The organism is Aquabacterium sp., assembly GCF_014378415.1.
Classification (GTDB): Bacteria; Pseudomonadota; Gammaproteobacteria; order Burkholderiales; family Burkholderiaceae_C; genus Aquabacterium.
In genome coordinates this window covers 1-2,793 of the sequence record NZ_JACMNS010000156.1, presented here as the reverse complement: position 1 = coordinate 2,793, position 2,793 = coordinate 1, and the positions used below count along the sequence as shown (strand labels likewise).

At 64.9% G+C, this 2,793-nt stretch carries 3 protein-coding genes; 2 read left to right on the top strand and 1 reads right to left on the bottom strand.

Annotated elements, in window-relative coordinates; genetic code table 11:
- Positions 1 to 263 (top strand): VIT1/CCC1 transporter family protein (locus H7225_RS14105; protein ID WP_290662883.1); only part of this gene is annotated, 263 nt, incomplete at its 5' end.
- A 4-nt stretch (positions 264 to 267) separates the two neighbouring features.
- A complete protein-coding gene (locus H7225_RS14100; protein WP_290662881.1) occupies positions 268 to 954 on the top strand; it encodes a glutathione S-transferase in 687 nt (228 codons plus the stop codon).
- Between the two features lie 17 nt (positions 955 to 971).
- On the opposite strand, the gene H7225_RS14095 is transcribed toward H7225_RS14100, so the two are convergent.
- Positions 972 to 2,793: aminopeptidase P family protein (locus H7225_RS14095; RefSeq protein WP_290662879.1), on the bottom strand; the 1,822-nt coding region annotated here is incomplete at its 5' end.

Sequence of the window (2,793 nt, the reverse complement as noted above, 5' to 3'; positions counted from 1 at the left end):
TTCAGGCAGCGTTCACGTCGGCGGCCACCTTTGCCGTCGGCGCGGCTTTGCCACTGCTCACAGCCTGGCTGGCACCACCGGCCCAGCTGGCACCCTGGGTGGCCGGCACATCGTTGATTTGCCTGACCGGGCTGGGCGCCTTGGCCGCCAAGGCCGGCGGTGCGCAGGTGTTCAAGGCTGCTGGGCGCGTGGCATTTTGGGGTGCCCTGGCCATGGGCCTGACCGCCGGGGTGGGTAAACTTTTTGGCGCCGTTTATGCTTGACACCATGATCACCGTACACCACCTGGAAACCTCCCGTTCGCAGCGCGTGCTGTGGTTGCTTGAAGAGCTGGGCCTGCCCTATGAGCTCAAAATCTACAAGCGCAATCCGGTCACCCGGCTGGCCCCGCCCGAGCTGAAAGCCGTTCACCCGCTGGGCAAGTCGCCCGTCATCACCGATAAAGGCCCGGCCATCGCCGAGTCCGCCGTGATCCTGGAATACTTGGTGGATCAATACGGCCTGCAAGCCCAGGGCGACCTGGCCCATTTGCAGCCCGCCAAAGGCACGCCCGAATGCGCCCAGTCGCGCTTCTGGATGCACTACGCCGAAGGCTCGCTGATGCCCTGGCTGGTGATGAAGCTGGTGTTCCTGGCCATCCCCACGCAGCCCATGCCGTTTTTTGTGCGGCCCATTGCCCGCAAGATGTGCGAGCAGGTGCGCAGCAAGCTGGTTGATCCCAACCTGAGCACCGCGTTTGCATTCATCGAGCAGCACCTGGCCACGCACACCTGGTTCGCGGGCGATCACCTCACGCTGGCTGATTTCCAGATGAGCTTCGCGGTCGAGGCCGCGATGTCGCGCGGTGCCGATGCGGCCAAGTACCCCAAGCTGGCGGCTTACAAGGCGCGCATGGTGGCGCGCCCGGCTTATCAGCGTGCCTTGGCCAAGGGTGGCCCGGTGGTGATGGGCTAAGCAGTGCCGGGTTGAACTCAGATCGGCTGGGTGCGTTTTTCCAGCCAAGCCAGGGCCGCACCGCTGACCAGCGGGCGCAGCCGCTTCAGCACCTGCGCGTGGTAGCCGTTCAGCCATTCGACCTCGTCAGTGCGCAGCAGCGACAAATCGATGCAGCGTGTATCGATGGGGCACAAGCTCAGCGTCTCAAAAGCCAGGTACTCGCCATGCTCCGGATCGCCCGGCGCTGTGTTGGTCACGCTGGGCGCCACCGGCACATTGATCACCAGGTTCTCAATGCGGATGCCCCATTGCTTGGGCCGGTACAGGCCAGGCTCGATCGACGTGATCATGCCGGGGTGCATGGCCATGTTGGCTTCAGGCACGGCTTTCGAGATCGATTGTGGGCCTTCGTGCACATTCAAAAAATAGCCCACGCCGTGACCGGTGCCATGGCCAAAATCGATGCCCTCGGCCCAAAGTGGCCCGCGCGCGATCGAATCCAACATGGGTGACAGGGTGCCGCGCGGGTAGCGCGCGCGCGACAAGGCCAGTGTGCCTTTCAGCACCAGGGTGAAGTCGCGCTGCTGCGCCTTGGTGGGCGTGCCAATGGCCCAAACGCGCGTGATGTCGGTGGTACCACCCAGGTACTGCGCGCCCGAGTCGATCAGCAGCAGGCCTTGGGCCGCCAAGCCTTGGGGCGTGCTGAGCACAGCGAAACTGTCGGGCGTGGCGCGGTAGTGGGGCAGGGCGCCATTGGCGTTGAAGCCGGCGATGGTGGGGAAGCTCAGCGACACAAAGCCAGGTTGCTTGGTGCGCTCGGCGGTCAGGCGTTCATCGACGGTCAGCTCGCTGACGTGTTCGCGGCCCAAAGCTGATTCGAACCAGGCGTAGAAGGCGCACATGGCGGCGCCATCGCGCTCCATCGCTTCGCGCACGAAGGCGGCCTCTGCATCGGTCTTGCGTGATTTGGCCAAGGTGGTCGGGTTGATCGATTCGATCACGGCCACACCCGCTGGCACCGCTTCGCGCAGGCCCCAGGTGATGCGCTTGGGGTCGATCAGCAAACGGGCGTGCAAGGGCAGGGCTCGCAAGGCGGGCAGGGCCTGTTCGTAAGGCTGGCACTGCACGCCATCGGCGGCCAGTCGCGCCTGGATGTCGGCCGAGAGCTTGCCGGGCGCCACGAACAAGGTGGCGCTGTCCAGCGAGATCAATGCATGGCCCACGAACACCGGGTTGTAGTCGACATCGGCGCCGCGCAGGTTCAGCACCCAGGCCAAGTCGTCCAGCGTGGCGATCCAGTGGTGGGTGGCACCTTTGCTGATCAAAGCCTGACGCAAGGCGGCCAGCTTGTCGGCACGAGGGGTCGACGCGTGCGGCAGCTTGTGTTCATACACTGGGACCAAAGGCGCTGCAGGACGGTTGGGCCAGATCGCGTCCACCGGGTCGTGCGAGGTGACCAGTGTCCAGTTTTCCGCCGCCAACGCATTGCTCAAAGATTGGGTCATGGCCAGCGCCAGCACAGCGCCATCCACGGCCAATTGGGCTTGCGGCGTCATCACGTTCAGGGCCTTTAGCCAGGCCACATGGGCCGACACGGCCGCGCCTTCCAGCTTGAACAGGGCAATGCCACTGCCAGCCAGCTCGGCTTCGGCCTGCGCCCAGTAGCGGCTGTCGGTGAACACGGCGGCTTGGCTGTCGGCCACGATCAGGGTGCCTGACGAGCCGGTGAATCCGCTCAGCCATTCGCGTGTCTGCCAGCGCTCGGGCAGGTATTCCGACAAATGCGGGTCGCTGCTGGGCACCAGGCAGGCTTGCCAGCCTTGCTGGTTCATGTGTTGGCGCAAGGCCGCCAGGCGC